The sequence below is a fragment of the Streptomyces sp. NPDC048484 genome (genome assembly GCF_040651415.1).
Lineage (GTDB): Bacteria > Actinomycetota > Actinomycetes > Streptomycetales > Streptomycetaceae > Streptomyces.
Genome location: NZ_JBEZJY010000028.1, coordinates 100,182 through 125,968 on the forward strand (window position 1 = coordinate 100,182; position 25,787 = coordinate 125,968).

Below are 25,787 nucleotides of genomic sequence, written 5' to 3' on the forward strand. Positions count from 1 at the left end.
CGGTGTCACACCCCGGACGAGACCTCTGTCTTGTCGTCCGAGGAGTCAGCCTTTCCCCCGGCGGCCTCCAGCGCCTTGTTGCGGCGCACCGAGGACCAGAAGGACCAGGCGATCAGGACGACCCCGACGAGGCCGGTGACGATCTCGTTGACCTCGAAACGGATGGTGATGAGCAGGATCGCGGCCAGGGCGCCGATGGCGTAGTGGGCGCCGTGCTCCAGGTAGACGTAGTCGTCCAGCGTGCCCTGGCGGACCAGGTAGACGGTGAGCGACCGGACGTACATGGCGCCGATGCCGAGGCCGAGGGCCATCAGGACGATGTCGTTGGTGACGGCGAAGGCGCCGATGACACCGTCGAAGGAGAAGGACGCGTCCAGGACCTCGAGGTAGAGGAACATGAAGAACGCGGCCTTGCCGACCATGGCTCCGGCGGAGATCTCCTTGCCCTTGGCCTTGGCCTCCTCCTCGGCCTCGTGCTCGCGCTCCTCGGCTTCCTCCAGGCGGTTCTCGAAGAATCCGGAGAGTCCGCCGACGACGAGGTACGTGATGAGGCCGGCGACGCCCGAGAGCAGCACCGTTTCCGCCTTGTCGGCGGACCCCGCGTGCAGATGGGCCTTCGGGGCGAGGGTCAGCGCGGTGATCAGCAGGATGATCAGCGCGATGCAGGCCGACAGCATGTCGACCTTGCCGAGCTTGGCCAGCGGGCGCTCCAGCCAGCCGAGCCATTTGATGTCACGGTCCTCGAAAATGAAGTCGAGGAAGATCATCAACAGGAACATGCCACCGAAGGCGGCGATCGACGGGTGGGCGTCGGTGACGAGTTCCTGGTAGCGATCCGCGTCGTTCAGCGCCAGGTCGACGGCCTCGATGGGGCCGAGCGAAGCACTGATCGCGACGATCACGACAGGGAAGACGAGCCGCATGCCGAAGACGGCGATCAGGATGCCGATCGTGAGGAAGATCTTCTGCCAGAAGGCACTCATCTTCTTCAGGATCCCGGCGTTGACCACCGCGTTGTCGAAGGACAGCGAGATTTCGAGGATCGACAGGATCAGCACGATCCCGAAGGCGGTCCATCCGCCGATCAGTACCGCTGCGACCAGGCCGAGCGCGGTGACCGCGAACGACCAGCCGAAGGTTTTCAGAACCACTGGCTACCCAATCGTGTGTTGGGGGGCTACCCCCGGACGAAGTCCGGAGGGGGTTTCCCCCCGCCGTACCCGGCTTTACGAAACATTGACCTCGAAGTCTAGAGGGCCTACTCCCAGGAGGAGAGGGCCGGGTCCCGCCCTCTGATCACAGCAGTCGTGTTCCGCGTAGCCGGCTTTACGAAACGTTGACTCCGAAGTCCAGCGCGATGCCCCGCAGTCCGGACGCGTAACCCTGGCCCACCGCGCGGAACTTCCACTCGCCGCCGTAGCGGTAGACCTCGCCGAAAATCATCGCGGTTTCCGTGGAGGCGTCCTCGGAGAGGTCGTAGCGGGCGAGTTCCTGGCCGTCGGCCTGGTTGACGACCCGGATGAAGGCGTTGCTCACCTGACCGAAGGTCTGGCCGCGGTTGTCGGCGTCGTGGATCGAGACCGGGAAGACGATCTTCTCCACGTTGACAGGCACCTTGGGGAGGTCGATGAGGATGGACTCGTCGTCGCCGTCGCCCTCACCCGTGAGGTTGTCCCCGGTGTGCTCGACCGAGCCGTCCGGGCTCTTGAGCTGGTTGTAGAAGACGAACCACTCGTCGCCGAGCACCCGACCCGAGTTGCACAGCAGCGCGCTGGCATCCAGGTCGAAGGGGGCTCCGGTGGTGGAGCGCGCGTCCCAGCCGAGCCCGATCATCACCTGCGTGAGGTTCGGTGCGGCCTTGGAGAGGGAGACATTGCCCCCCTTGGCGAGCGTGACGCCCATGTTCCTGGTCCTCTCCGGTGAAGCCGTTGGATTGTGCTGCCCACTAGCTGCCCGTTTGGCCGACCGCTAGCACGTCCGGCGCCGCACTGGGTGTGTGCGGCGCCGGACGGGAAGTGATGGAGCTGTTCGGGGTCGGGTGTTCGGGTGTTCGGATGTTCGGATGTTCGGATGTGACCCCGAAGAACGGCTCAGACGTTGACGCCGAAGTCCTGCGCGATGCCGCGCAGGCCCGAGGCGTACCCCTGGCCGATGGCGCGGAACTTCCACTCCGCGCCGTGACGGTACAGCTCACCGAAGACCATCGCGGTCTCCGTCGAGGCGTCCTCGGAGAGGTCGTACCGGGCGATCTCCGCCTCGCCGGCCTGGTTCACGACGCGGATGAACGCGTTGCGCACCTGGCCGAACGACTGCTGGCGGTTCTCGGCATCGTAGATCGAGACCGGGAAGACGATCTTCTCGATGTCGGCCGGGACCCCGGCGAGGTTGACCTTGATCTGCTCGTCGTCGCCCTCGCCCTCACCGGTGGTGTTGTCCCCGGTGTGCTCGACGGAACCGTCGGGGCTCTTCAGGTTGTTGAAGAACACGAAGTTGGCGTCACTGCTGACCTTGCCCTCCGCGTTCGTCAGGATCGCGCTCGCGTCGAGGTCGAAGTCGGTACCGGTGGTGGTGCGGATGTCCCACCCCAGACCGATGATGACCGCGGTCAGGCCCGGGGCCTCCTTCGACAGCGATACGTTGCCGCCCTTGCTGAGGCTGACTCCCACGAGTCCTCCCATTGGTGTCCGGGGGCGGGAAGCCCCGTAGTGCGTCGGTATCGGATGCGTTGGTATCGGATCAACGTGTCGATCCTAGTGAGAGGTTCCCCGCCACCGCAGTCCCTGGGGCGCGAAGAATCCCGAAGTGTCGGTATCCGGCGTGCGTCGGGCCGCCAGGGCGCCGGGGCCGCGTCGGGGTCCCACCGGGATCACAGGGCGTCGAGCGCCCGTACGTACGCGTCCAGGTCACGCGCGTCGGGCAGGGCGTTGACGACGGTCCAGCGGACGACACCCTCCTTGTCGATGACGAAGGTGCCGCGCACCGCACAGCCCTTGTCCTCGGCGAATACGCCGTACGCGCGCGAGACCTCGCCGTGCGGCCAGAAGTCCGAAAGGAGCGGGTACTCAAGACCTTCCTGCTCGGCGAAGACGCGCAGGGTGTGGATCGAGTCGTTCGAGACGGCCAGGAGCTGCGTGTCGCGGTCGGCGAACCGCGGCAGGTTGTCGCGCAGCTCGCACAGTTCGCCGGTGCACACGCCGGTGAAGGCGAAGGGGTAGAAGAGCAGCACCACGTTCTTCGCGCCGCGGAAGTCGGAGAGCTTCACGGTGGCGCCGTGGTTGTCCTTGAGCTCGAAGTCCGGGGCCTTGTCGCCGACCTCGATCGCCTCGATCGCCATGGTCCTGCATCCCTTCCGTCGGTCGGGCTGTTCGGGTGACGTCCACCCTACGCAGCGCCCCCGCCCGACCACGGAGGAGCCCCACCGGCGGACGAACGTCACCCCGGAGGAGCCTCCGTCCGCGGACCGGCCCCGCCCACGGACGAGGCCCCCGCCGACGGGCGTCGGACGCTGTTGGTGCGTCCGGCAGTTGTCGGCGGGGGCCTCCTGGCCTCGGCTGCGCCTCAGCGCTTCTTGGCCGCCGTCTTCGGCGTCGCCAGCTTTGTGCCGCTCCAGTCCTTCCCCACGCTGATGCCCTTGGTCTGGGACAGACCCGCGGTCGTCACAGCTTCGGCGATGTCGCTGGGCTCCACATAACCGTCTCGGCCGGTCTTGGGCGTCAGCAGCAGGACGGCGCCGCCCTCTTCGACGTACGTGGTGGCGTCCACCAGCGCATCCGTCAGGTCGCCGTCGTCGTCTCGGAACCAGAGCACAACGGCGTCTGCGACGTCGTCGTACTCCTCGTCCATGAGCTCGCTGCCGATTGCTTCTTCAATGGCCGAGCGGAGCTCCTGGTCGACGTCGTCGTCGAAGCCGATCTCCTGGACCACCTGCTCGGGCTGGAATCCCAGCCTGGCGGCCAGGCTCGTCCGCTCCTCCGCGTGGTCCGCGGTCGCGCTCACGGGTTGCCTCCTGATCATGTTCGGTAATGGGGTCCTCCCCTGCTCGGTCGGAGCCGAGCCCTCGGGGAAGTTTCTGGCCACGCGCGTGCGCGCAGCATTGGCCGTAGTCCACACGGGCGGGACGGATCGCGCAAGTACCCGGCCGTCGGGACCGCCGAAACGGTGACGATCCAGGCGGTGTCGCCGCAACTCCAGTCAGGGAATCACAGCCATAGGTGACGCACACCACAGGAATCTGCCCGGTTTGTGAATTTCGGAACCCTACGAGGGTACGAGACTCGAATGGCTTTGCGGTACGGGTTACGGGTCGGGCGTATCGTTGCGATGCGCCGGACCGCCCTGGGGAGAACGGGACGAACCTTTCGGTTACCTCTCGGTAGAGATGACGTTTCCGCTCCCGAGGTACACGATGGGGAACGGTGCAGACGCCCAGGAAACCAGAGAAAAACCAAAGAAAAAACCGAGAAGAACTGAGAACAAGCGGCCCCCCGAGAGCGAAGGAACAGCGTGGCTTCCGGACCCGATCGCAACCCGATCATCATTGGCGGCCTTCCGAGTCAGGTTCCTGACTTCGATCCCGAAGAAACCCAGGAGTGGCTGGACTCCCTCGACGCCGCGGTCGACCAGCGCGGCCGCGAGCGGGCCCGCTACCTCATGCTGCGGCTGATCGAGCGGGCCCGCGAGAAGCGCGTGGCCGTGCCCGAGATGCGCAGCACCGACTACGTCAACACCATCGCCACCAAGGACGAGCCGTTCTTCCCCGGCAACGAGGAGATCGAGCGCAAGATCCTCAACGCGACCCGCTGGAACGCGGCCGTGATGGTGTCCAGGGCCCAGCGCCCCGGGATCGGCGTCGGCGGCCACATCGCCACCTTCGCGTCCTCCGCCTCGCTCTACGACGTGGGCTTCAACCACTTCTTCCGCGGCAAGGACGGGGGTGACGGCGGCGACCAGATCTTCTTCCAGGGGCACGCCTCCCCCGGTATCTACGCCCGCGCCTTCCTCCTGGACCGCCTCGACGAGCGGCAGCTGGACGCCTTCCGGCAGGAGAAGTCGAAGGCTCCGAACGCGCTGTCCTCGTACCCGCACCCGCGGTCGATGCCCGACTTCTGGGAGTTCCCGACCGTCTCCATGGGCCTGGGTCCGCTCGGCGCGATCTTCCAGGCGCGGATGAATCGCTACATGCAGGCGCGCGACATCACGGACACCTCCAAATCCCACGTCTGGGCGTTTCTCGGCGACGGCGAGATGGACGAACCGGAGTCGCTCGGCCAGCTGTCCATCGCCGCGCGCGAGGGTCTGGACAACCTGACCTTCGTCGTCAACTGCAACCTCCAGCGGCTCGACGGTCCGGTGCGCGGCAACGGAAAGATCATCCAGGAGCTGGAGTCGCAGTTCCGCGGCGCCGGCTGGAACGTCATCAAACTGGTCTGGGACCGCAGTTGGGACCCGCTGCTCGCGCAGGACCGCGACGGCGTGCTCGTCAATAAGCTGAACACCACGCCCGACGGCCAGTTCCAGACGTACGCCACCGAGACCGGCTCGTACATCCGCGAGCACTTCTTCGGTGGTGACCACCGGCTGCGCGGCATGGTCGAGAACATGACCGACGACCAGATCCTGCACCTGGGCCGCGGCGGTCACGACCACAAGAAGGTCTACGCGGCGTACGCGGCGGCCAAGGCGCACACCGGCCAGCCGACCGTGATCCTCGCCCAGACGGTCAAGGGCTGGACGCTGGGCCCGAACTTCGAGGGCCGCAACGCCACGCACCAGATGAAGAAGTTGACGGTCGCCGACCTCAAGGGCTTCCGCGACCGGCTGCACCTGCCGATCTCCGACAAGGAGCTGGAGTCCGGCGTGCCGCCGTACTACCACCCGGGCCGGAACTCGGAAGAGATCCAGTACATGCACGACCGCCGCGAGGGCTGCGGCGGATACGTCCCGTCGCGTGTCGTGCGGTCGAAGCCGCTCGTGCTGCCCGAGGACAAGACGTACGCGAGTGTGAAGAAGGGCTCCGGTCAGCAGTCGATCGCCACGACCATGGCGTTCGTACGGTTGCTCAAGGACCTCATGCGGGACAAGGAGATCGGCAAGCGGTTCGTGCTGATCGCGCCCGACGAGTACCGCACCTTCGGTATGGACTCGTTCTTCCCGAGCGCGAAGATCTACAACCCGCTCGGGCAGCAGTACGAGGCCGTGGACCGGGAGCTGCTCCTCGCGTACAAGGAGTCGCCGACGGGGCAGATGCTGCACGACGGCATCTCCGAGGCGGGCTGTACGGCCTCCCTGATCGCGGCCGGCTCGGCGTACGCCACGCATGGTGAGCCGCTCATCCCGGTGTACGTCTTCTACTCGATGTTCGGTTTCCAGCGCACCGGCGACCAGTTCTGGCAGATGGCCGACCAGTTGGCGCGCGGTTTCGTACTGGGAGCGACCGCGGGGCGCACGACTCTGACCGGTGAGGGTCTGCAGCACGCCGACGGGCACTCGCAGTTGCTCGCCTCGACGAACCCGGCGTGTGTCGCGTACGACCCGGCGTACGGGTTCGAGATCGCGCACATCGTGAAGGACGGGCTCCGGCGGATGTACGGCTCGTCCGACGAGCACCCGCACGGCGAGGACGTCTTCTACTACCTCACCCTCTACAACGAGCCGATCCAGCACCCGGCCGAGCCGGCGGACGTCGACGTCGAGGGCATCCTCGCGGGCATCCACCGCTTCGCGGCGGGGACTTCGGGCACCATCCCGGCGCAGATCATGGCGTCCGGTGTCGCGGTGCCGTGGGCCGTCGAGGCACAGCGGATCCTCGCCGAGGACTGGAACGTACGGGCCGACGTCTGGTCGGCGACCTCCTGGAACGAGCTGCGGCGCGAGGCCGTCGAGGTGGAGCGGCACAATCTGCTGCACCCCGAGGAGGAGCAGCGGGTCCCCTATGTGACGCGCAAACTCTCCGGGGCCGAGGGGCCGTTCGTGGCTGTCTCCGACTGGATGCGGTCGGTTCCGGACCAGATCTCGCGGTGGGTGCCGGGGACTTACCAGTCGCTGGGGGCGGACGGGTTCGGCTTCGCCGACACGCGTGGCGCGGCACGGCGGTTCTTCCACATCGACGCGCAGTCGATCGTGGTGGGGGTGCTCACCGAGCTGGCCCGGGAGGGCAAGGTCGACCGGTCCGTGCTGAAGCAGGCGATCGACCGGTATCAGCTGCTGGATGTGGCGGCAGCGGATCCCGGGGCCGCGGGTGGAGACGCGTAGCGCGGCTGCCCGCGGACTGAACAGCGCGGTTCCCCGCGCCCCTGAGGGGCGCGGGGAACCGTTGTCTTGTCTGTCTTGTTCGGCCCGGTCAGAACATCATGCCGCCGGGGGCTGCCATTCCGACTATCCATACGATGGCCAGAATGGTGTCAATCACTCCCAGTACCAGGGCGATCAGTGCCGGCACCGGTCGGGCGCCGTTCCAGCGGCGGCCCATGGCCAGCCATCCGCAGACGATCGCCACCGGGCCGAGGACGATCCCCAGCACGAAGAATCCGGCGACCGCGCAGATGACTCCGATGATTCCGAGCGTCGCGCTGTCCGGCCCGCTCCGTGACCACGTACGGCCACGTGAGCGAGGGTGTTTGCGCGTGGTGTGACCGAAGCCCGCCATCATCAACTCCCTGCACCTCTGAGCCGACCGAATGCCGGTCGGTTCGGGCTCGGAAGTCGGGTACCCCGGTCATGTCAATTCAGACGCGTACTTCTTTCCGCCGGTTGCGCGGCGCGCTGCCCCCCTCCGGCAGCGCGCCGCTTCCTCAACCGAACTGCCCGTTCCGTACAGATCAGTTGAGACCACTCTGGCCTGCGGCACGGGCGATACGAAAGTCGTACGGGAAAGCATCACCCGGATAGGCGAAAGCCCCGCCGAATGAACTCGGCGGGGTGTAAGGGAGGTGTGTAAGGGAGGTGACAGGTCGGGCCTCCCCGGACAGACGCTGGTGCCGCGGCACTAGATGTGGCCGACCCCCGCGCCCGCCTCCGCGTTGGCGCCCCGCTTGGTGAGGAAGGCGACGAAGACGGCCACGACGGCGACGCCGGCCGCGACGAGGCTCGCCAGGCTCATGCCGGAGATGAACGTGTCGTGGGCGACCTCCGTGATCTTCGCGGCGACCTCGGGCGGAGTGCCCGGCGCCACCGGCGGAGCACCGACCTGGACCGCCTCCGCGGCCTGGTCGAGCTGGTCCGGGGCGAGCTTCGGGAGCCCCGCGTCGGCCCAGTTGCCCGCGAGGTCGTTGTCGACCTTGGAGGCCATCACGGCGCCCAGGACCGCCGTGCCGAGGCTGCCGCCGATCTGCATGGCGGCCTGCTGGAGACCTCCCGCGACACCGGAGAGCTCCATCGGCGCGTTGCCCACGATGACCTCGGTGGCGCCGACCATGACGGGCGCGAGACCGAGGCCCAGCAGCGCGAACCAGATCGACATGAGCCCGCTGCCCGTGTCCGTCTCCAGCGTCGACACGCCGAACATGGCGATGGCCGTGAGCGCCATACCGCCCGCGAGCGGGACGCGCGGCCCCGTCTTGCTGATCATCGCGCCGGCCAGCGGCGAGCCGATGATCATCATGCCGGTGAGCGGCAGCAGGTGCAGGCCCGCGTCGATCGGGCTCATCCCGTGCACGTTCTGCAGGTAGAAGGTGACGAAGAACAGGCCGCCCATGAAGGCGATCGCCATGAGCACCATGAGGACCACACCGGCCGACAGCGGCACGGAACGGAAGAGGGCGAGCGGGATGAGCGGCTCGCGCACCCGGTTCTCCCAGAACGCGAACAGGGCGAAGCCGAGTACGGCGACACCGAGGAACGTCCAGGTCAGCGCGGCACCCCAGCCCCACTCCGGAGCCTTGATGAGCGCCCAGACCAAACAGAACATGGCGCCGGACAGCAGACCGATGCCGAGCAGGTCGAAGGAGCGCGGCGCGTTCTTGGCACGGTGGTCGGTCAGGATCACCGCACCGAGGAGGACCGCGAGAATGCCGACCGGCACGTTGATGAAGAAGACGGACTGCCAGCTGACATGCTCGACGAGCACTCCGCCGAGGATCGGGCCGCCCGCGGTGGAGGCGCCGATGACCATGCCCCAGATACCGATCGCCATGTTCAGCTTCTCGGCCGGGAAGGTGGCCCGCAGCAGACCGAGCGCGGCCGGCATCAGCAGCGCGCCGAACAGTCCCTGGAGCACCCGGAAGACGACGACGGAGGCGATGCTGTCGGAGAGTCCGATGGCCCCCGAGGCCGCCGCGAAGCCGACCACACCTATGAGGAAGGTCTGGCGATGGCCGAACCGGTCACCGAGCTTGCCCGCCGTGATCAGCGTGACGGCGAGGGCGAGGAAGTAGCCGTTCGTGATCCACTGGACGTCGGCGAAGGTGGCACCCAGGTCCTTCTGGATGGCCGGGTTCGCGATGGCCACGATGGTGCCGTCCAGGGCCACCATCATGACGCCGACGGCCACGGTGATCAGGGTGTACCACGGGTGGCCGCGCAGTCCCTTGGCCTGGGTCGGACCGGAGGCGGCGGCCGGGGCCTCGTCGGCCGGGCCCGTCTTGTCGACGGTGGTCTGGCTAGTCATGCGTTCGAGATTAATGACAGCCGCTGACAATTGACAAACCGATTCACAATTCGGCGAATGAGATGAATGAGGAGAGGACGCATGGACACGGCGCCACGTCCGGGGCTGCGCGAGCGCAAGAAGCAGCGCACCCGGGACGCACTGGTGCGGGCCGCACTGGAGCTGTTCACGGCCAACGGCTACGAGGAAACGACCGTCGACGAGATCGTCGAGGCCGTCGACGTCTCCCAGCGCACCTTCTTCCGGTACTTCGCCGGCAAGGAGGAAGCCGCCTTCGCCGTCCAGGAACTGGCGGAGTCGCACTTCCTCGACGCGGTGCGCCGACGGCCGCCCCACGAACCCCCGCTGGACGCGCTGCGCCAGGCCGTCATCGCGAACTGGGACACCATCGAGGAGGCCATCGAGACCGTCGTCCCGATCGAACTGCACATGCGCACCTTCCGGTTGATCGAGTCGACACCCGCGCTGCTCGCCGTCCATCTGTGCCGCCAGGAGGGACTGGAGGAGGAACTCGCCCGGGTGATCGCGGAGCGTGAGGGCGTCGACATGGACGCCGATCCGCGCCCGCGGGTGGCGGTCGCTCTGTTCGGCGGCGTGATGCGGTTGACGGCACGCTCGTGGGGCGCGGGCGAGGACTTCAGCGTGGCCGCGATGCGCGAACTGACCGCCTCGTACCTCGACCAGATGAAGCCCGCACTGGCGGAGAACTGGCACACGCGCGACGAGCGCGGTGGCGCGGACGCGACCACGGGCACGGGGCCGGACGCGAACACAGGCACAGGGCCGGACGCAGACACGGGCACGAACACGAGCACGGACACGGACACGGACGCGGACGCAGAGTAACTTCCGCCTCACACAGAGCTGCGCTCGAATGTGCACGGATCGACCCATGTGCGTACACAGTGTGATGGCCCGACAGGAAGCTAATCCGCTATGCCTCAATTACCCCAAGGGAAACGTGATCCGCCTCACTCGGTTAACGCGAGACCCTCTCGTTCTCCTAGTGTGTCCTTTCAGTGACTTCCTTCGACTCCACCCCCCAACTCAATGTCTGGCGCATGCTGCTCGCGCTGGCCGTGGTGTTCGTGATGCTCGGGACCACCGGCTGGACCGCGGTGCGCAGCCACAGAGGGGCGTCCACGCCGCTTGCGGCCTCCCTGTCCGCCTGGGAACGCGGTCACATCGGCGGGCACCGGCTGCCGGACCCGGACGAAACGTCGCCGACCCGGCTCGGCCGGTTCTTCGCCTCGCTCGACGCGCACCAGCGCGCCCGGCTCGCCGCCCGCTATCCGCTGGCGGTCGGCAACATGAACGGGGCGCCGGTCAGTCTCCGGTACCGCGCCAACCGCATCGCCATCGACCAGGCGCGCAGGGTCGAACTCAAACGCATGCGCGACAACCGGCTCTCCGCGGTCGGTCAGCACGACGCGAGCCGCCGGATGCACCGGTACGAGTCGCTGATGACGAAAGAGCGCCGCATCCTCGCCTTCGACCCGATGGGTTCGGGCCGGGTCGCGGAGGTCTTCGGAAACCTCGGCAGGGCCGAGCGGGTCTCGGTCGTGGTGCCCGGTGTCGACACCGACCTGCTGACCTTCCAGCGCACCGAGCGCAGATACACGGCGCCCGTCGGCATGGCCAAGGCCCTGTACCGCGCCGAACACGAGGCGAACCCCAGGACCCGTACGGCCGTCATCGCGTGGGCCGACTACACGACACCGAGCGGCCTCGGCATGGACGCCGCCACCGGAATTCGCGCCGAGGAGGGCGCGGTCCGGCTCAGCGCGCTCGTACGGGCCCTGCCCGGCCGGTCGGGCGTCGCGCTGTACTGCCACAGCTACGGATCCGTGGTCTGCGGCGTCGCCGCGCGAGCACTGCCGGCCCGGGTCTCCGACATAGCGGTCGCGGGCAGTCCGGGCATGCGGGTCGAGCGGGCGGCGCAGCTGCGCACCTCGGCCCGGGTCTGGGCCGTGCGGGACGCGGACGACTGGATCGAGGACATACCGCATCTGGAGGTCGGCGGACTCGGACACGGCGCCGATCCGATGTCCTCGGAGTTCGGCGCGCGGGTACTGTCGGCGCGCGGGGCGAAGGGACACACCGGATATTTCGAGCCGGGCACCGACAGCCTGCGGAACTTCGCCGAGATCGGGATTGGCGCGTACCGCGCGGTTCGCTGCGCGCACAAGGATGACGTGTGCCGGAAGGGTTTGTCCGGCACGGCTGAAGCCGGACGCGCGTAGAGAACGAAGAAAGTGCGGTCCGCCGAGGGAGGGGACTAGGAAGCGCATGCCGCATACGATGGCCCGCATGGGTGACGTATTGGCCGGATTTCAAGCCGCCTGGGAGTTCGAGTCCGACTCCGTGCTCATCCGCTTCGAACGGGGGATCCGCACACCGAAGCTGTTCCAGGCGCTCGGTGAGCGCCGTATCCCGCTCGAGGCGATCGCGGCGGTGACGCTGACGCCCGGCAAGCGCGGGACGGTCGTCCTGCGTGCCGTGCCGAGGCCGGGGGCGGACCCGCTGATGGAGGCGGCCGCGGGACAGCTGAAGGACGCGTGCGACCCCTACCGCCTCGTGCTGCCCGCCGAGCGCGAGACTCTCGCCGAGTACTACGCGGACGAGTTGCGCGCGATGCTCCCGTCCGAGGACGCGGGTCCGGCCGAGCGCTATCTGGTGCAACCGCCCGAGACGCCGCTCCAGTTCAAGGCGTACGACGGCAAGGCGTCCTTCGACGGGAAGTCCGTGGCGTTCCGGTGGTTCTGGACGGGGGCCTCGTCCGCGAAGTGGAAGGCCGGCGACCAGGCATTCGCCGTCTCCGACCTGTGTGGGGTGGAGTGGCGGTCGCCCGAGGTCTTCGAGGGGTATTTGCGGCTGCTCCGCCGCGATACCGGGGTTGCACAGCCGGCTCAGGCGGACCAGGACCCGGCTGCCGTCGTCTTCGGGCTCGGGTACGGGCCGGTGCACGAGTCGCTGCCGTTCGCCGCGGCCGTCCTGGCCGCGGTGCGGTCCGGTGGGCCCGCGGTCCTGCCCGAGGGGGCGGCTGCGGGGCCGTCCCCCGGCGCGGCCGTGGCCCCGGGTCCTCGGCGGGATCCGGCCGACATCGCCGACCGGATACGGCATCTCGGTGACCTGCATGAGGCCGGGCTCGTCACGGATGACGAGTTCTCCGTGAAGAAGGCCGAGTTGCTGTCCGAACTTTGAGGGTTCCTCCCGGGGGCTACTCCCTGCCCGCCGATGCGAAGGTCATGTCGGCATAGCGGTTTCCTGCGACCTTCGCGGCGATGGGCTCCAGGGCGGCCAGGTCGGTATCGGTCAGGGTGACGCGGGTCGCCGCCGTGTTCTCCTCGACCCGGGTGCGCCTGCGGGTGCCCGGGATGGGCACGACCGGGAGTCCGTGCACCGCCGCCTGCTGGTGGACCCAGGCCAGGGCGATCTGCCCCACGGACGCGTCGTGGGCCTTGGCCACCGTCCGGATCGACTCCAGCAGGGCCGCGTTCACCGCCGCGTTGTCGCCCGTGAAGCGGGGCTGATGACGGCGGAAGTCGTCGGCGGTGAGGTCGTTGTCGGCGTTGGTGAAGGAGCCGGTGAGGAAGCCGCGCCCGAGCGGGGAGTACGGGACCAGGGTCACGCCCAGTTCGCGGGCCGCCGGGACCACGCCCGCCTCGATGTCCCGGCTGAACAGCGACCACTCCGACTGGACGGCCGCGATCGGGTGCACCGTCTGCGCGGCACGCAGTTCGCCGCCCGTCACCTCGCTGAGGCCGAGCTGCTTGACCTTGCCCTCGCGGACCAGCTCTGCCATGGCGCCGACGGTCTCCTCGATGGGGACGTTCACGTCACGGCGGTGCATGTAGTAGAGGTCGATCACATCGACGTCCAGGCGCTGGAGACTCGCCTCCACGGCCTGCCGGATGTACGGCGCGTCGTTGCGGATGATCCGCCTGGTCGGGTCGTCCGGCGGGATCGTCATCGCGAACTTCGTCGCGATGACGACCTCGTCGCGGTGCGCCGCGAAGAACGGTGCCAGGAACCGCTCGTTCTCGCCCTGCCCGTAGGCGTCGGCCGTGTCGTAGAGCGTGACGCCCAGTTCCAGCGCGCGCTCCAGCGTGGCCCGCGCCTCCTCGGCGTCCGTCGGGCCGTACGCGAAGCTCATGCCCATGCAGCCGAGCCCCTGCACACCCACCTCGGGGCCGCCTGTACCGAGCGATGCCTTCGCGATCCTGCTGTCCGTCATCGGGACCTCTCCGACGCCAGGGTCCGCCCGGCGTCCGCGTAGAAATTGATCTTCCGGTCGAGCACGGCGAGGGTGTCCTGAAGCTCGGCGATCCGGGCCCGCACGTCCCGGCGGGTCGCTTCCAGGAGCTCGAAGCGGTCGGTGTACGTGTCGTCTCCCTCACGCACCATCTCCGCGTAGCGCACCATGTCGGCGACCGGCATCCCGGTCAGCCGCAGCTTGCCGACGAGGTCCAGCCAGTCGAGGTCGCGGTTGCTGTAGCGGCGCTGACCCGTGTGCGAGCGGTCGATGTGCGGCATCAGCCCGATCCGCTCGTACCAGCGGAGTGTGTGCGCCGTCAGGCCGGTGAAGGCGACGACCTCGCTGATCGTGTACTGGTCCTGGCCGTCGGGGCGCCTCCGCTCCTGCGGCGGGGCTACGCAGATGTCGGTCACTGGCTCCGTGGTCTCCATCACCGTCATGACCTCAACGCTAAAACCTTGGAGTGCACTCCAAGCAAGCGGATTCGGATGAAATTCCGACGACACCGGGATGCCGCGCTGACTAGCGTGCCGATCATGACTCTCGTACGCCGTGCCATACCCGAGGACGCCGAGGAACTGCTCCGGCTGCGTCAGGTGCTGATCGACTCGATGCCCGGGGCGGACACGTCCACCGACTGGCAGGCCGAGTCCCTGGCCACCGTACGGGGTCGGCTGGGCGACCCCGACGGGGGTTTCGCGGCGTTCGTCGTCGACCACCCCGAGCGGGCGGGAGCGCTGGGGGCGCTTGTCGTGGGGACCTTGGAGTACCGGATCGGGCGGGCCGGGAATCCGCACGGACGGATCGGATACGTGTTCAGCGTCGCCACCGATCCCGGGCTGCGGCGGCGGGGGTATGCGCGGGCCTGCATGGAGGAGCTGGTGGTGTGGTTCCGCGAGCGGGGAGTCGGTCAGATTGATCTGACCGCCTCGGGGGAGGCTGCGCCGCTGTATGCGTCGATGGGGTTTGTGCGTACGCCTGATCCGTTGATGCGGCTTCGGTTTTGAGCTGCGGGCGCGTCGTGGCTGGTCGCGCCCACGCGGCGGAGCCGCACATGGACACAGCCCCGCGCCCCTGAAGACAAAAGACTGCGCCGTTCCCCGCGCCCCTTGGGGGGACCGTAGGCTCTGGGGCATGTCTTTGGAGAGTCTTGCGCTGATCGAGAAGTGGCCCGTTCCCACCGCTGCCGCCGCCGTCGTGCGGGCGGACGGCACCGTGCTCGGGGCGCACGGGCCCACCTCGCAGCGGTTCGCGCTGGCCTCCGTCACCAAGCCGCTCGCCGCCTACGCCGTGCTCGTGGCGTACGAGGAAGGGGCCGTCGAGCTGGATGAGCCCGCCGGGCCCGAGGGGTCGACCGTGCGGCATCTGCTCGCGCACACGAGCGGGCTCGCCTTCGACGACCACCGGGTGACGGCTCCTCCCGGGCAGCGGCGGCTGTACTCCAACGCCGGGTTCGAGCAGTTGGGCGATCACCTCGCGAAGGCGACGGAGATTCCCTTCGGCGAGTATCTGCGGCAGGCGGTCCTCGAACCGCTCGGGATGACGTCGACGACCCTCGACGGCTCGCCCGCGAAGGACGGTGTCTCGACCGTCGACGATCTGGTGCGGTTCGCCGCCGAGGTGCAGGCGCCGCGGCTGCTCGACCCGCGGACGGTCGCCGGGGCGATGACCGTCCAGTACCCGGGGACGAAGGGCGTCCTGCCGGGGTACGGCCACCAGAACCCGAACGACTGGGGCCTCGGTTTCGAGATCCGCGACTCCAAGTCTCCCCACTGGACGGGCGGTTCGTCCTCGCCCCGCACCTTCGGGCACTTCGGCCAGGCCGGTACGTTCCTGTGGATCGACCCGGCCGCGGGAGTGGCCTGCGTGGCCCTGACGGACCGGGCGTTCGGACCGTGGGCGGCCGAGGTGTGGCCCGCGTTCACGGACGCGGTCCTGGCCGAACTCTAGTGCCGCGGCACTAGCCTTCAGCTCATTTCCCAGAGCAGCAGCTCCGTCTCGCTGCGGGCCACCACCTCCAAGTCCTTGGCATTCCTGACGCGTGCCGCGTCCCCGGCGCCCAGCACGGAACCGCCCAGCAGGACTTCGCCGCGTACGACATGCGCGTACAGGAAGGGCGCGTCCGGCGCCGCCGTCCGCTCCCCCGGGGCCAGCCGCCGCACGTGCAGCATGGCCCCGGCTGCCGGCACGGCGTACGGCGTGGAGTCCGCGATGCCGTGGACGATCTCGTACGCGGGGTCGCCGCCCGGCTCCAGCGGGGCGAGCCACATCTGGACGAAGCGCAACGGCAGGTCGCCGTCGTTGCGTTCGACGTGGCGGATCCCGCCCGCCGAGCTGAGGCGCTGGACGTCCCCGGGGCGTACGACCGACTCGTGGCCCGCGGTGTCCCGGTGGGTCAGCTCCCCCTCGACGACCCAGGTGACGATCTCGGTGTGGCTGTGCGGGTGCTCGTCGAAGCCTGCGCCGGGTGCGAGGCGCTCCTCGTTGCAGGCGATGACCGCGCCGAAGCGGAGGTTGTCCGGGTCGTAGTGCGGGCCGAAGGAGAAGGCGTGCAGGGACTCGATCCCGGCCGCCTGGTCGCCTCCGCGGTAGCGGTTGTCTGCGCGCCGTACGTCCATCACGCACGCCACGGTAGACCCGTCGGGCGTGCCACCTGCGACCCGCCGCCGCATCCTCCCGTCCTGATAAGGCAGTCTTGTCCCGTGCCCGAACCCGAATCCAGCAACACCGAACGCGCGGCGCGCGCCGCCCAGGCGCACACGGCGACCCTGAAGCGGCTGGAGAAGTCGTCCGGCAGGCTCGCCGCCCAGGCCATCGCGCGCATGGACGAGACGCTGTCCTGGTACCGGGCGATGCCCCCGGAGAACCGGTCGTGGATCGGCCTCGTCGCGCAGGCCGGTATCGCGGCCTTCACCGAGTGGTTCCGCCGTCCGGACGCTCCCCAGGCGATCTCCACGGATGTCTTCGGCACCGCCCCGCGCGAGCTGACCAGGGCGATCACCCTGCGCCAGACCGTGGAGATGGTGCGGACGACGATCGAGGTGATGGAGTCCGCGATCGACGAGGTCGCGGCCCCGGGCGACGAGAACGTGCTCCGCGAGGCGCTGCTCGTGTACGCCCGGGAGATCGCCTTCGCCACCGCCCAGGTGTACGCGCAGGCGGCCGAGGCACGCGGTGCCTGGGACGCCCGGCTGGAGTCGCTGGTCGTGAACGCGGTTCTCTCCGGCGAGGCGGACGAGGGGGCGGTGTCCCGTGCCGCGGCCCTCGGCTGGAACTCGCCCGAGCATGTGTGCGTGGTGCTGGGCACGGCCCCCAGCGGTGACAGCGAGCTGACCGTCGAGGCCATCCGGCGGGCGGCCCGGCATGCCAAGCTCCAGGTGCTCACCGGTGTTCTCGGTGACCGGCTGGTCGTCATCGCGGGCGGCAGCGACAACCCGATCGCCGTGGCCAAGTCCCTGATCGGGCCGTATGCCGCGGGAGCGGTGGTGGCCGGTCCCGTGGTGCCCGACCTGCTCGCCGCGACCCGTTCCGCGCAGGCCGCGGCCGCCGGGCTCAAGGCGTGTTTCGCCTGGCAGGACGCCCCGCGTCCGGTGCTGGCGGACGATCTCCTGCCGGAGCGCTCGATCGCCGGGGACCCCGCGGCGCGCGACCAGCTGGTGGAGGAGATCTACAGACCGCTGCAGGAGGCCGGGTCCGCGCTTCTGGAGACGCTGAGCGTCTATCTCGAACAGGCGAGCAGTCTCGAAGGGGCGGCCCGGATGCTCTTCGTCCATCCCAACACCGTGCGCTACCGGCTTCGACGTGTGACTGACGTCACCGGCTGGTCGCCCTCCGACGTGCGTTCGGCGTTCACGCTGCGGATCGCGCTGATCCTGGGACGTCTGGCCGATGGAGATCCCCAGCTCTAGGCTTTTGTCGGGGACCTACAATTCCCCCTCCTGTTCTTCGTCCCTGTCCCCACGGGCGGCCGAGCCCGTCCACAAGAGAGAGTGTGAGAGTGCTCGTACTCGTCGCTCCCGGCCAGGGTGCCCAGACGCCCGGCTTCCTGACTCCTTGGCTCGACCTCCCCGGCGCCGCCGACCGCGTCGCCGCGTGGTCGGACGCCATCGGGCTGGACCTTGCCCACTACGGAACGCAAGGAGACGCGGACGCGATCCGGGACACCGCGGTCGCGCAGCCGCTGCTGGTCGCCGCGGGTCTGCTGTCCGCCTCGGCACTCGGTGCCGTGGCGCCCGGCGCCGTGACGCCCGGTGCCGTCGCGGGGCACAGCGTCGGTGAGATCACGGCCGCCGTCCTCGCGGGTGTCCTGGACGACACGGCCGCACTGACGCTCGTACGCAAGCGGAGCCTGGCGATGGCCGAGGCCGCCACCGTCACGCGGACCGGCATGTCGGCGCTGCTCGGCGGTGATCCCGAGGTGACCATCCCGCACCTGAGGAAGCTCGGTCTGACTCCGGCGAACGTGAACGGCGCGGGCCAGATCGTGGCCGCCGGCACGCTGGAGGAGCTGGCCGCCCTGGAGGCCGACAAGCCCGAAGGCGTACGCCGGGTGGTGGCCCTGAAGGTCGCGGGCGCGTTCCACACCCGTCACATGGCTCCGGCGGTCGACGTCCTCGCGCAGGCCGCGGCGGACCTCTCGCCGGCCGACCCGACGATCAGCTACGTCTCGAACAAGGACGGCCGGACCGTCGGCACGGGGGCCGAGGTCGTCTCCCGGCTGGTCGGTCAGATCGCCAACCCGGTCCGCTGGGATCTGTGCATGGAGACCTTCAAGGAACTCGGCGTGACCGCGCTGATCGAGGTGTGCCCGGGCGGCACGCTGACCGGTCTCGCCAAGCGCGCGCTGCCCGGCGTGCAGACGCTGGCGCTCAAGACACCCGACGACCTCGAAGCGGCTCGCGAGCTCATCGCCGAGCACGCCTCCGCCTGAGCGCGTAAGGAGCCGACAGAGCATGTCGAAGATCAGAGCCCGCAAGGGCGCCCCGTACGCGCGGATCCTCGGTGTGGGCGGCTACCGTCCGGTCCGTGTCGTGCCGAACGAGGTGATCCTTGAGCGCATCGACTCGTCCGACGAATGGATCCGGTCGCGCTCCGGCATCGAGACCCGGCACTGGGCGAACGACGAGGAGACCGTCGCCGCGATGTCGATCGAGGCGTCCGGCAAGGCGATCGCCGACGCCGGGATCGGCGCCGAGCAGATCGGCGCCGTGGTCGTCTCGACCGTCTCCCACTTCAGCCAGACCCCGGCCGTCGCCACCGAGATCGCCGACAAGCTCGGTACGGCGAAGGCCGCGGCCTTCGACATCTCGGCGGGCTGCGCCGGCTTCGGCTACGGGCTGACCCTGGCCAAGGGCATGATCGTCGACGGCTCCGCCGAGTACGTGCTCGTCATCGGCGTCGAGCGGCTGTCCGACCTGACCGACCTGGAGGACCGCGCGACGGCCTTCCTGTTCGGTGACGGCGCGGGCGCGGTCGTCGTGGGACCCTCCGAGGAGCCGCACATCGGCCCCACGGTCTGGGGTTCCGAGGGCGACAAGTCCAACACGATCAGGCAGACCATTCCCTGGGACCGTTTCCGGATCGGTGACGTGTCCGAGCTGCCCCTGGACTCCAAGGGCGAGATCAAGTTTCCCGCGATCACGCAGGAGGGCCAGGCGGTGTTCCGCTGGGCCGTGTTCGAGATGGCCAAGGTCGCCAAGGAGGCGCTGGAAGCCGCCGGACTCACTGCGGACGACTTGGACGTCTTCATTCCCCACCAGGCCAACGAGCGGATCATCGACTCGATGGTGAAGACTCTCAAGCTGCCGGAGCACGTCACGGTCGCGCGTGACGTGCGCACCACCGGCAACACCTCGGCCGCCTCGATTCCGCTCGCTATGGAGCGGCTCCTGGCGACCGGAGAGGCGAAGAGCGGCGATACCGCGCTCGTCATCGGCTTCGGGGCGGGTCTCGTGTACGCCGCGACGGTCGTTACCCTCCCCTAGGCACACCGTCCGGACCTTTCCGGGCGGTAGTACCGCCACACCCTCTGGAAACACAAGAAGGAGCGCCTGACATGGCCGCCACTCAGGAAGAGATCGTCGCCGGTCTTGCCGACATCGTGAACGAGATCGCCGGCATCCCGGTCGAGGACGTCCAGCTGGAGAAGTCCTTCACCGACGACCTCGACGTCGACTCGCTGTCCATGGTCGAGGTCGTCGTCGCCGCCGAAGAGCGCTTCGACGTCAAGATCCCGGACGACGACGTCAAGAACCTCAAGACGGTCGGCGACGCGACCGAGTACATCCTCAAGCACCAGGGCTGAGCAACCTCTCACCCCGAGTGCCGCTAGCCCCGCCACCCGGCGGTGGCGCCGCTGAATCCTCGTATCCGTTGGAGAAAGAATTCCCGTGATCCCGACCAATCGCACCGTGGTCGTCACCGGTATCGGCGCAACCACACCGCTGGGTGGCGACGCAGCCTCTACCTGGGAGGGACTGATCGCCGGACGTTCCGGTGTCGGCCCTCTGAAGCAGGAGTGGGCCGCCGACCAGGCGGTCCGTATCGCGGCGCAGATCGCCGTGGAACCGGGCGAGGTCATTCCGCGCCCGCAGGCCCGCCGCCTCGACCGCTCGGCGCAGTTCGCGCTGATCGCGGCCAAGGAGGCCTGGGCGGACGCCGGCTTCAGCGGCAGGGCCGACGCTGAGGCATCAGGCGCTGCCGCGCCGGAGATGGCGGTCGACCCCGACCGTCTCGGCGCGGTCATCGCCTCCGGCATCGGCGGTGTCACGACCCTGCTCGACCAGTACGACGTGCTGAAGGAGAAGGGCGTACGCCGCGTCTCCCCGCACACCGTCCCGATGCTCATGCCGAACGGCCCGTCGGCCAACGTGGGTCTGCTCGTCGGCGCCCGCGCCGGTGTGCACACCCCGGTCTCCGCCTGTGCGTCGGGTGCCGAGGCCATCGGCTACGCGATCGAGATGATCCGCACCGGCCGCGCCGACGTCGTCGTCGCCGGTGGTACGGAGGCGGCGATCCATCCGCTGCCCATCGCCGCGTTCGGCAACATGATGGCGATGTCCAAGAACAACGACGACCCGCAGGGCGCCTCGCGTCCCTACGACATCGGCCGTGACGGCTTCGTCCTCGGCGAGGGCGCCGGCGTCCTGGTCCTGGAGTCGGCCGAGCACGCCGCCAAGCGCGGTGCCCGCGTGTACGCGGAGGCGGTCGGCCAGGGCATCTCCTCCGACGGCCACGACATCGTGCAGCCGGAGCCGGAGGGCCGCGGCATCGCGGCCGCCCTGCAGCACCTGCTCGACAGCACCGACCTGAACCCGGCGGAGATCGTGCACGTCAACGCGCACGCGACCTCCACGCCGGCCGGTGACGTGGCCGAGCTGAAGGCGCTGCGGAAGGTCTTCGGCGACGACGCCGACCACTTCGCCGTGTCCGGTACGAAGTCCATGACCGGGCATCTGCTCGGCGGTGCGGGTGGTGTGGAGTCGGTGGCCACGGTGCTCGCGCTGTACAACCGGGTCGCGCCGCCGACCATCAACGTCGAGAACCTCGACCCCGAGGCGGAGGCCACCGCGGACATCGTTCGTGGTGAGGCGCGGAAGTTGCCTGTCGAGGGACGGATCGCCGCGCTCAACGACTCGTTCGGGTTCGGTGGGCACAACGTGGTTCTGGCGTTCCGGACCGTCTAGACACCGTCTGGATTCGGCCGTTCCTGTCATGCTGGTGAGTGGCTCGACTTCTCTTTGAGGGGTCGGGCCACTTGTCGTTCCGTTGTCCGCTGCGGGGCTCAGACGACCTGGTGGAGCCAGCGGACCGGGGCGCCCTCGCCCGCGTAGCGGAAGGGTTCCAGTTCGTCGTCCCAGGGCTTGCCGAGGAGCCTGGTGAGCTCGGACTCCAGTTGTGTCTCGCCCTGCTGGGAGCGGGCCAGGGCAGCGCGCAGACGGTCCTCGGGGATCATGATATCGCCGTGTATTCCGGTCACCGCATGGAAGATGCCCAGGTCAGGGGTGCAGCTGTAGCGCTCGCCCTCCGCGGTGGCACAGGGCTCGGCGGTGACCTCGAAGCGCAGCATCTGCCAGCCGCGCAGCGCCGAGGCGAGTTTGGAGGCGGTGCCGGCCTCGCCCTTCCAGGAGAACTCGGATCTCCAGGTGCCGGGCGAGGCGGGCTGCCGGATCCAGTCGAGACTGACCCGCGTGCCGAGCACGCCCGCGACCGCCCACTCGACGTGCGGGCACAGCGCGCGCGGCGCGGAGTGCACGTAGAGAACTCCACGTGTCGTCACTGGGACCTCCGGACAGAGCGGGCACTTTGCAACCTGGCGGAACGTTCAGTGGCACAGGACAGCCACGTGGCGAGGCTACCGTGCGGCGGCGCGGGGAGTGTGACGTACCGTCGGTCCCAGCGCCCGGAAACACGGAGGTTTCACCCGGGAGGACGCTTGGGGCGGGATGCCGTCGCGTGACGAACGAGGTGGACCAACGAGGGGAAACTGGGGATGCGAAACCGTGGTCACCGTTCGCGGGGCCTGGTCGCGGCCGCCGTGACGGCTCTTGTCGGTGTCGTGGGACTGACCGGATGCGACGCGGTCGGCGGCAACTCCGCGGAGCCGTCGGGCACCGCCGCCCGGACCGGGAAGCCCTCACCGAAGCCGACTCCGGCCTGGGACCGCAGTCCCCGCTCGCTGGCCGCGGTCGGCGACTCGATCACCCGCGGGTTCGACGCCTGCTCGGTGCTGGCCGACTGCCCCGAGGTCTCGTGGGCGACCGGCACCGACGCGAAGGTCAACAGCCTCGCGGTACGCCTCCTGGGAGCGTCCGGGGCCGCCCGGCACAGCTGGAACTACGCGGAGACCGGCTCCCGTATGGCCGACCTGCCAGGTCAGATGGCCCAGGCCGCCACGAGGAAGCCCGAACTGGTCACGGTGATGGCCGGCGCGAACGACGCCTGCCGCTCGTCGGTGTCCGCCATGACGTCGGTCGCGGACTTCCGCAGCCAGTTCGAGGACGCGCTGACCACACTGCGCAAGACACTGCCGAAGACCCAGGTGTACGTGTCGAGCGTGCCCGATCTGAAGCGGCTGTGGTCGCAGGGGCGGGCGAATCCGATGGGCAAGCAGATCTGGAAGCTGGGGATCTGTCCGTCGATGCTCGGTGACGCGGACTCGCTGACCTCGACGGCGACGCTGCGGCGGGACCGGGTTCAGGACCGGGTCGAGTCCTACAACTCGGTTCTGGAAGAGGTGTGTGCGAAGCATCGGCGGTGCCGGTTCGACGGTGGGGCGGTGTTCGAGTACCGCTTCGGGACCAAGCAGCTGAGTCACTGGGACTGGTTCCACCCGAGCGAGAACGGGCAGGCGCGGCTTGCGGAGATGGCGTACGCGGTGGTGACTGCGCGTAAGCCTCCGGCGGGGTGAGGGGGCTCCCTGAAAAACCGCGTTGCCCCGCCGCCCTGCCACCCCGACGGCCCCGCGCCCCGCACCCCTAGAAGCTCAGCGGTGCCCTCAGCCGGGTGTCTGTGAGTGAGTGGGATGCCTCCAGGACGTACGGGCCCTTCACCGGGGTCCAGGCGCCGGTGTGGTCGTCCCAGATCTCGAAGGCTCGGCTCGGGAGGTTGATCTTTGTCTCCACGGATTCCCCCGGGGCCGCCTCGACGCTCGCGAAGCCTGCCAGCCAGCGGGTCGGGCGATCGGGGGCCGGGACCGAGGGGGCCACGTAGATCTGGACGGTCTCGCGGCCGGCGCGCGTACCGGAGTTGGTGACGCGGACCGTGACCGTCGTATTCGTCACGTCGATCTCGTCGTACGTCCAGTCGGTGTAGCCGAGGCCGTGGCCGAAGGGGTACGCCGGGGTGCGGCCCGCCTTCTCCCAGGCGCGGTAGCCGATGAACACGTCCTCGGTGTACGGGAGTTCGCCGTCGGCCGGGGTGACCCGGGTGACCGGGGCGGTCTCGAAGGAGCCCCAGGTGGTGGGGAGCCGGCCGCCGGGCTCGTGGGCGCCGGTGAGGACGTCGGCGAGGGCGGCGCCGCCCTCCTGGCCCGGGAACCAGGAGAGCAGCACCGCGGCGACCTCGTCGCGCCACGGGAGTTCCACCGGGGAGCCGGAGTTGACCACCACGACGGTGTTCGGGTTGGCGGCGGCGACCGCGCGGACCAGGTCGTCCTGGCGGCCGGGGAGCCGGAGGTCCGCGCGGTCGAAGCCCTCGGACTCGACGCGTTCGGTCGTGGCGACCACGACGATCGCCGTGTCGGCGGCGCGGGCCGCTTCGACCGCCTCGGCGATCAGTTCGTCGGGGTCGCGCCGGGGCTCCTGGTGGGCGAGCGTGAAGGTGATGACCCTCATGGGCACGTTGTCGGGGACGACGACCGTGTGGCGCAGGGAGACCTCGTAGGCCCGGCCGGCGGTCAGGTCCACCGTGGCGCGCTCCACGGGGTCGCCGAAGAACGTCACGAACGGGTCGTCCTTGTCGGTGCTCTGGACCCCGTCGAAGTGCCGCGTACCGTCGATCGTGAGCGTGAAGGCGCCGAGTCCCTTGATTCCGAACGTGTGCGGGCCGCTCTCGCGCGGGGTGAAGGTGCCGGTCAGTTCGACGCTGTGGAGGCGGTCGTGGGTGACCCCGTCGGGCAGGTCGTCGCCCATCCACTGGAGGTGGCCGCTCGGCGCGGAGCTGGTGCCCAGGACGTTGTCCGCGGTGTCGCGGCAGACCGCGCGCAGCTCGAATCCCTGGTCGGCGGCGGACAGTTCCTGGCTGGGGTCGGCGCCGACCGCGTACGTCAGGGTGCCCTCGGGCAGGGCGGCGGTGAGCCCGTCGAGCGGGGAGACGACATGCGCGGGGAAGACGGTGGCGGAGCCGCCGCCGAGGACGCGGGCGTCACGGGCGGCGGCTCCGATGAGAGTGACCGCGTGGCCGCCCGGGACCGGGAGGGCCCCTTCGTTGCGTACGAGTACGAAGGAGCGGCGGGCGATCTCGCGGGCCAGCGACTCGCCGTCGATCACCCCGGGGGACCCGGGCGGGTCGGTGACGACGGGCTCGGCCCCCGCCAGGATGCCGACGCGGGCGGCCAGGCGCAGGACGTTGCGCACCGCCTCGTCCACTCGGGCCTCGCTGGTCTCGCCGGCCCGGACGGCGGCGGCGAGCGCGGCGCCGTAGACGGTGGTCGGGCCGGGCATCGCGACGTCCAGGCCGCCCTCGATGCTGCCCACGGTCGAGCGGGCGGCCATCCAGTCGGAGACGTTGAAGCCGTCGAAGCCCCACTCGCCGCGCAGGACCTCGTCGACCAGGTGGCGGTGCTCGGTCATCGTCGTGCCGTTGACCGAGTTGTAGGCGGTCATGATGCCCCAGGGGTGGGCGTTCTCGACGATGGCCTCGAAGGGGGCCAGGTAGAGCTCACGCAGGGCGCGTTCGGAGACCACGTTGTTCACGGTGAAGCGGTCGGTCTCGGCGTCGTTGGCGACGAAGTGCTTGACGGTGGTCCCGACACCGCCCTCCTGTACGCCGTTCACGTACCCGGAGCCGATCCGTCCGGTGAGATACGGGTCCTCGCTGTACGCCTCGAAGTGACGGCCGCCGAGCGGCGAGCGGTGCAGGTTGACCGTGGGGGCGAGCAGGACGTGGACGCCCTTGCGGCGGGCTTCCTGGGCGAGAAGCCGGCCGGCGCGGCGGGCCAGGGCGGGGTCCCAGGTGGCGGCGAGAGCGGTGGGGGACGGCAGGGCGATGGACGGGTCGTCGGCGGTCCAGCGCACGCCCCGCACGCCGATCGGGCCGTCGGACATGACCAGTGACTCCAGTCCGATCCCGGGCAGCGCGGGCAGGGACCACATGTCCTGACCGGCGAGCAGGTGCGCCTTCGTGTCCAGGTCGAGGGCCGCGAGCGCCGTCTCGACCACCGCCTCGCGCGCCTGGTCGGCCGGGGTGGGCCTGATTCCTGCCATG

24 protein-coding genes are annotated in these 25,787 nt (G+C 69.3%); 12 read left to right on the forward strand and 12 right to left on the reverse strand.

The window, feature by feature from the left end:
• Nucleotides 1-5 precede the first annotated feature (5 nt).
• The 5 genes from AB0D14_RS27235 to AB0D14_RS27255 all read right to left on the reverse strand — a co-directional run bounded on the left by AB0D14_RS27235 (nt 6) and on the right by AB0D14_RS27255 (nt 3,996).
• Complete coding sequence (locus AB0D14_RS27235) at nt 6-1,151, reverse strand: DUF475 domain-containing protein (protein WP_362783892.1); 1,146 nt, start codon at nt 1,149-1,151, stop codon at nt 6-8.
• A gap of 175 nt (nt 1,152-1,326) precedes the next feature.
• Entirely contained in the window at nt 1,327-1,902 is a 576-nt protein-coding gene (locus tag AB0D14_RS27240; protein WP_362783894.1) for a TerD family protein, read from the reverse strand.
• A 188-nt stretch (nt 1,903-2,090) separates the two neighbouring features.
• On the reverse strand, nt 2,091-2,666 hold the full coding sequence (locus tag AB0D14_RS27245; RefSeq protein WP_055617911.1) for a TerD family protein: 576 nt from the start codon (nt 2,664-2,666) through the stop codon (nt 2,091-2,093).
• Between the two features lie 200 nt (nt 2,667-2,866).
• Entirely contained in the window at nt 2,867-3,334 is a 468-nt protein-coding gene (locus AB0D14_RS27250) for a peroxiredoxin (RefSeq protein ID WP_362783897.1), read from the reverse strand.
• Nucleotides 3,335-3,558: 224 nt separating this feature from the next.
• A complete protein-coding gene (locus AB0D14_RS27255; protein ID WP_188114209.1) occupies nt 3,559-3,996 on the reverse strand; it encodes a DUF3052 domain-containing protein in 438 nt (145 codons plus the stop codon).
• A 507-nt stretch (nt 3,997-4,503) separates the two neighbouring features.
• Between AB0D14_RS27255 and aceE the strand changes: the two genes are divergently transcribed.
• Nucleotides 4,504-7,251 (forward strand): pyruvate dehydrogenase (acetyl-transferring), homodimeric type, encoded by a 2,748-nt coding sequence (gene aceE, locus AB0D14_RS27260; RefSeq protein ID WP_362783900.1) that lies wholly within the window; start codon nt 4,504-4,506, stop codon nt 7,249-7,251.
• Between the two features lie 88 nt (nt 7,252-7,339).
• Here aceE and AB0D14_RS27265 read toward each other — a convergent pair whose 3' ends face one another.
• Together AB0D14_RS27265 and AB0D14_RS27270 are read right to left on the reverse strand one after the other, a co-directional pair.
• Nucleotides 7,340-7,648, reverse strand: a complete 309-nt coding sequence (locus AB0D14_RS27265) for a small hydrophobic protein (protein ID WP_362783901.1) — start codon at nt 7,646-7,648, stop codon at nt 7,340-7,342.
• A 336-nt stretch (nt 7,649-7,984) separates the two neighbouring features.
• Nucleotides 7,985-9,604 carry an MFS transporter gene (locus AB0D14_RS27270; protein WP_362783904.1) on the reverse strand — a complete coding sequence of 540 codons (1,620 nt, stop codon included), beginning with the start codon at nt 9,602-9,604 and terminating at the stop codon, nt 7,985-7,987.
• An 81-nt stretch (nt 9,605-9,685) separates the two neighbouring features.
• Here AB0D14_RS27270 and AB0D14_RS27275 point away from each other — a divergent pair, with 81 nt between their 5' ends.
• The 3 genes from AB0D14_RS27275 (at nt 9,686) to AB0D14_RS27285 (ending at nt 12,808) form a co-directional block, all read left to right on the forward strand.
• A complete protein-coding gene (locus tag AB0D14_RS27275) occupies nt 9,686-10,450 on the forward strand; it encodes a TetR family transcriptional regulator (RefSeq protein WP_362783907.1) in 765 nt (254 codons plus the stop codon).
• Between the two features lie 173 nt (nt 10,451-10,623).
• Entirely contained in the window at nt 10,624-11,847 is a 1,224-nt protein-coding gene (locus AB0D14_RS27280) for an alpha/beta hydrolase (RefSeq protein WP_362783910.1), read from the forward strand.
• A gap of 67 nt (nt 11,848-11,914) precedes the next feature.
• Nucleotides 11,915-12,808 (forward strand): DUF4429 domain-containing protein, encoded by an 894-nt coding sequence (locus tag AB0D14_RS27285; RefSeq protein WP_362783912.1) that lies wholly within the window; start codon nt 11,915-11,917, stop codon nt 12,806-12,808.
• 16 nt (nt 12,809-12,824) lie between these two features.
• Here AB0D14_RS27285 and AB0D14_RS27290 read toward each other — a convergent pair whose 3' ends face one another.
• Nucleotides 12,825-13,841: an aldo/keto reductase gene (locus tag AB0D14_RS27290; protein WP_362783915.1), complete on the reverse strand. Its 1,017-nt coding sequence runs from the start codon at nt 13,839-13,841 to the stop codon at nt 12,825-12,827.
• Nucleotides 13,838-14,302 carry a MerR family transcriptional regulator gene (locus AB0D14_RS27295; RefSeq protein WP_362783917.1) on the reverse strand — a complete coding sequence of 155 codons (465 nt, stop codon included), beginning with the start codon at nt 14,300-14,302 and terminating at the stop codon, nt 13,838-13,840. Before AB0D14_RS27295 ends, AB0D14_RS27290 begins: the two co-directional genes overlap by 4 nt.
• A 96-nt stretch (nt 14,303-14,398) precedes the next feature.
• Between AB0D14_RS27295 and AB0D14_RS27300 the strand changes: the two genes are divergently transcribed.
• Nucleotides 14,399-14,869: a GNAT family N-acetyltransferase gene (locus tag AB0D14_RS27300; protein WP_362783920.1), complete on the forward strand. Its 471-nt coding sequence runs from the start codon at nt 14,399-14,401 to the stop codon at nt 14,867-14,869.
• A gap of 127 nt (nt 14,870-14,996) precedes the next feature.
• Nucleotides 14,997-15,812 (forward strand): serine hydrolase domain-containing protein, encoded by an 816-nt coding sequence (locus AB0D14_RS27305; protein ID WP_362783923.1) that lies wholly within the window; start codon nt 14,997-14,999, stop codon nt 15,810-15,812.
• Between the two features lie 17 nt (nt 15,813-15,829).
• Here AB0D14_RS27305 and AB0D14_RS27310 read toward each other — a convergent pair whose 3' ends face one another.
• The gene (locus tag AB0D14_RS27310) at nt 15,830-16,480 is read right to left on the reverse strand and encodes a pirin family protein (RefSeq protein WP_362783967.1); all 651 of its coding nucleotides are present in this window, start codon (nt 16,478-16,480) and stop codon (nt 15,830-15,832) included.
• Nucleotides 16,481-16,564: 84 nt separating this feature from the next.
• Between AB0D14_RS27310 and AB0D14_RS27315 the strand changes: the two genes are divergently transcribed.
• The 5 genes from AB0D14_RS27315 (at nt 16,565) to AB0D14_RS27335 (ending at nt 21,547) form a co-directional block, all read left to right on the forward strand.
• Nucleotides 16,565-17,770, forward strand: coding sequence for a helix-turn-helix domain-containing protein (locus AB0D14_RS27315; RefSeq protein WP_362783926.1), 1,206 nt, complete (start codon nt 16,565-16,567; stop codon nt 17,768-17,770).
• Nucleotides 17,771-17,859: 89 nt separating this feature from the next.
• Complete coding sequence (locus AB0D14_RS27320; protein WP_362783928.1) at nt 17,860-18,792, forward strand: ACP S-malonyltransferase; 933 nt, start codon at nt 17,860-17,862, stop codon at nt 18,790-18,792.
• Between the two features lie 22 nt (nt 18,793-18,814).
• Nucleotides 18,815-19,846: a ketoacyl-ACP synthase III gene (locus tag AB0D14_RS27325; protein WP_362783929.1), complete on the forward strand. Its 1,032-nt coding sequence runs from the start codon at nt 18,815-18,817 to the stop codon at nt 19,844-19,846.
• Between the two features lie 71 nt (nt 19,847-19,917).
• Nucleotides 19,918-20,166 carry an acyl carrier protein gene (locus tag AB0D14_RS27330; protein WP_055611752.1) on the forward strand — a complete coding sequence of 83 codons (249 nt, stop codon included), beginning with the start codon at nt 19,918-19,920 and terminating at the stop codon, nt 20,164-20,166.
• 85 nt (nt 20,167-20,251) lie between these two features.
• On the forward strand, nt 20,252-21,547 hold the full coding sequence (locus tag AB0D14_RS27335) for a beta-ketoacyl-[acyl-carrier-protein] synthase family protein (RefSeq protein ID WP_362783933.1): 1,296 nt from the start codon (nt 20,252-20,254) through the stop codon (nt 21,545-21,547).
• Nucleotides 21,548-21,645: 98 nt separating this feature from the next.
• Here AB0D14_RS27335 and AB0D14_RS27340 read toward each other — a convergent pair whose 3' ends face one another.
• Nucleotides 21,646-22,140: a DUF3145 domain-containing protein gene (locus AB0D14_RS27340; protein ID WP_362783935.1), complete on the reverse strand. Its 495-nt coding sequence runs from the start codon at nt 22,138-22,140 to the stop codon at nt 21,646-21,648.
• A 213-nt stretch (nt 22,141-22,353) separates the two neighbouring features.
• Here AB0D14_RS27340 and AB0D14_RS27345 point away from each other — a divergent pair, with 213 nt between their 5' ends.
• Nucleotides 22,354-23,271, forward strand: a complete 918-nt coding sequence (locus AB0D14_RS27345) for an SGNH/GDSL hydrolase family protein (RefSeq protein WP_362783938.1) — start codon at nt 22,354-22,356, stop codon at nt 23,269-23,271.
• A gap of 67 nt (nt 23,272-23,338) precedes the next feature.
• Here AB0D14_RS27345 and AB0D14_RS27350 read toward each other — a convergent pair whose 3' ends face one another.
• Nucleotides 23,339-25,786, reverse strand: a complete 2,448-nt coding sequence (locus AB0D14_RS27350; protein WP_362783941.1) for a glycoside hydrolase family 3 C-terminal domain-containing protein — start codon at nt 25,784-25,786, stop codon at nt 23,339-23,341.
• Between the last annotated feature and the right edge of the window lies 1 nt (nt 25,787).

Excerpts from the sequence above, each read along its gene's own strand:
- AB0D14_RS27290 (WP_362783915.1), bottom strand. The coding sequence starts at position 13,841 with ATGACGGACAGCAGGATCGCGAAGGCATCGCTCGGTACAGGCGGCCCC.
- AB0D14_RS27310 (WP_362783967.1), bottom strand. The coding sequence starts at position 16,480 with ATGGACGTACGGCGCGCAGACAACCGCTACCGCGGAGGCGACCAGGCG.
- AB0D14_RS27350 (WP_362783941.1), bottom strand. The coding sequence starts at position 25,786 with ATGGCAGGAATCAGGCCCACCCCGGCCGACCAGGCGCGCGAGGCGGTG.
- AB0D14_RS27265 (WP_362783901.1), bottom strand. The coding sequence starts at position 7,648 with ATGATGGCGGGCTTCGGTCACACCACGCGCAAACACCCTCGCTCACGT.
- AB0D14_RS27305 (WP_362783923.1), top strand. The coding sequence starts at position 14,997 with ATGTCTTTGGAGAGTCTTGCGCTGATCGAGAAGTGGCCCGTTCCCACC.
- AB0D14_RS27300 (WP_362783920.1), top strand. The coding sequence starts at position 14,399 with ATGACTCTCGTACGCCGTGCCATACCCGAGGACGCCGAGGAACTGCTC.
- AB0D14_RS27270 (WP_362783904.1), bottom strand. The coding sequence starts at position 9,604 with ATGACTAGCCAGACCACCGTCGACAAGACGGGCCCGGCCGACGAGGCC.
- AB0D14_RS27240 (WP_362783894.1), bottom strand. The coding sequence starts at position 1,902 with ATGGGCGTCACGCTCGCCAAGGGGGGCAATGTCTCCCTCTCCAAGGCC.
- AB0D14_RS27330 (WP_055611752.1), top strand. The coding sequence starts at position 19,918 with ATGGCCGCCACTCAGGAAGAGATCGTCGCCGGTCTTGCCGACATCGTG.
- AB0D14_RS27285 (WP_362783912.1), top strand. The coding sequence starts at position 11,915 with ATGGGTGACGTATTGGCCGGATTTCAAGCCGCCTGGGAGTTCGAGTCC.
- AB0D14_RS27250 (WP_362783897.1), bottom strand. The coding sequence starts at position 3,334 with ATGGCGATCGAGGCGATCGAGGTCGGCGACAAGGCCCCGGACTTCGAG.
- AB0D14_RS27325 (WP_362783929.1), top strand. The coding sequence starts at position 18,815 with ATGTCGAAGATCAGAGCCCGCAAGGGCGCCCCGTACGCGCGGATCCTC.
- AB0D14_RS27345 (WP_362783938.1), top strand. The coding sequence starts at position 22,354 with ATGCGAAACCGTGGTCACCGTTCGCGGGGCCTGGTCGCGGCCGCCGTG.
- AB0D14_RS27295 (WP_362783917.1), bottom strand. The coding sequence starts at position 14,302 with ATGACGGTGATGGAGACCACGGAGCCAGTGACCGACATCTGCGTAGCC.
- AB0D14_RS27275 (WP_362783907.1), top strand. The coding sequence starts at position 9,686 with ATGGACACGGCGCCACGTCCGGGGCTGCGCGAGCGCAAGAAGCAGCGC.